General features: G+C 52.0%; 5 protein-coding genes. All 5 read left to right on the top strand.

The features are described from left to right. Nucleotides 1–259: hypothetical protein (locus KDK16_RS11655; RefSeq protein WP_257276243.1), on the top strand; the 259-nt coding region annotated here is incomplete at its 5' end. Then, a complete protein-coding gene (locus tag KDK16_RS11650) occupies nt 256–576 on the top strand; it encodes a hypothetical protein (protein WP_257276242.1) in 321 nt (106 codons plus the stop codon). The genes KDK16_RS11655 and KDK16_RS11650, both read left to right, overlap by 4 nt. Beyond that, nucleotides 569–889, top strand: coding sequence for a hypothetical protein (locus KDK16_RS11645; protein WP_257276241.1), 321 nt, complete (start codon nt 569–571; stop codon nt 887–889). Before KDK16_RS11650 ends, KDK16_RS11645 begins: the two co-directional genes overlap by 8 nt. Then, entirely contained in the window at nt 886–1,383 is a 498-nt protein-coding gene (locus KDK16_RS11640) for a hypothetical protein (RefSeq protein WP_257276240.1), read from the top strand. Before KDK16_RS11645 ends, KDK16_RS11640 begins: the two co-directional genes overlap by 4 nt. After that, on the top strand, nt 1,384–1,599 hold the full coding sequence (locus KDK16_RS11635; RefSeq protein WP_257276239.1) for a hypothetical protein: 216 nt from the start codon (nt 1,384–1,386) through the stop codon (nt 1,597–1,599). It begins immediately after the preceding gene. Nucleotides 1,600–1,884 lie beyond the last annotated feature (285 nt).

The raw sequence follows: 1,884 nt of genomic DNA, 5'->3' as shown, positions 1-1,884 counted from the left end.
GAATTACATAAAACAAACAACCCGCACTTTTACCGCACCAAGCACGAACCAAGGTGCAGTTTCAGAGGTTAAAAAATTGCACCAGCATCGAACCCACAACCCTAATGAAATCAAGGGTTACAGAGAAACGGTGAACTTGGGTGCGGGTAGCGACTTCACCACCCACCCTGCACTATCAGTGGCCTGCAGCCCTGTTTTGGGTGCCGGTGCGGTAAGTGCGGGATTCTGTAGACCTACCCTGTGGAAATTGGAGCCATGATGAACGCCAGAGAAGCAGCCAGACAGGAAGAACACAAGCGGGATTGCCTGGCAAGGCACCTGATCCGCCAGCCATTCAGCAAGCAGCGTGACTTCCTGCAGACCATGAAAGTGAAAGCACTGAAACAGGACATTAGCCGCCGTATGCGGGAACAAATGGCCATTGAAATCGCCAGCATGGAGCCATCCCTGCGGCAACTCCGATTCAGGCAGCTGGAAAAAATCGCCAGCCACAGTCAGCGCAATTATGAGTGGTACATGGATATTCGCAGTCGGGTAGACAGCATTCTGCAGCCCCGTGAGGCAGAGCATGTTTAACAGTCCGCTATTCCGACTGGCCGACCGCTACCCGAATCTTGACCTGATCAAGTTGAAGGTACTGGCCATGGTGGCAGATTACGAAGGTGCAGCCATCTGCGATCTGGCAGAAGAGCTGGCCATGCCCCATGCCGAAGTACAGCATCTTGTGGCCATGCTGGCCGCCGGCAGAAAAGGCAGAGAGAAACAAGGAATGGGTTTACTCATTGTCGGACCCGATCCGGCAGACAAACGCAGAACCAGCCTGCGACTGACCAAGAAAGGTCAGCGCATATTTAAAACCATTGAACCTTTGACCAGGAGCGAACCATGAACGCGAACGCACAACAAATTAGCAACAGTGCACTGTCGGCAATAGCCAGAGAACTGGAACCAACCTGCACAATGGATGATTATGCCAACTCTGTCGTCGAACTCTATAAATTAGCACAGCATGGCTCATCCTCTGGATGCACTGCTGCACAGCTTCTGCTCAGCGGTTACAACGGTAATAATTGGCAGCTGGACATCACCGATCTTTGCAGCCTGGATCGAAGCAATCTGAAACTTGCCCTCACCTATCTGGAGTGTCGAGCCAGGTTATGGACTGAACCTCACGAACTGCTGAAAAACGGCAATGAGCTGTTTCCAGAACTGGCTAAACAATGGCGCAAATTGCACATAGACAACCGTTGGAAGAGCCAGTGCCGTGAGTGTTATGGCAGTGGCGAAATCTACGTCTACCCCGATGACGAAAACGATGACTCAACCAAAACCTGCCCAGACTGCAATGGCCTTGGTCTGGTCGCCAACGTGAGGGAATTTTAAGTGATTACAGTAGTCGCCCCAATGGAAGAGATCCTGCGCGTAGAACCTGGTTACTACAGCAGGCCCGGCAAAGATACAGAGCCGAAAAAGGAAACCACCCGAGGTGACACACTGGGCTGCCCATGCGACACCTGCCTGAGCCGGTCAGAGTGCAAAGTCTATTGTGTGAAGTTCCAGAGCTGGGTGCGAGAAGGCAAAAGTCAAAGCAAGTCGTGAAAGAAAGCCCACAGGTGGCAGCCTGTGGGCCTCGATACTCGACCACCATTAACCACCATGGAGGCAACCATGATGAACCATTATCAAGAGCTACGTTACATGCGATCCGAACAACGGCTGCGTAAATGGGTGCGTGAATACCGTAAAGAACAGTCTATCAGACCTTTGGCACGTTACCAGTTGGCAATTTTTCGGATAGCTCATGACCTCTTACTCCGACGTAGCCGGGGAGGTAAATAATGCCTGTTCGTGAAGATTACGCTCTGCAGCTGGCCGGTTGCACCC

The sequence above is a fragment of the Endozoicomonas sp. SESOKO4 genome, assembly GCF_024606275.1.
Note: the sequence above shows the minus strand (reverse complement) of the source record. Positions and strands in the feature narration are given on the sequence as shown.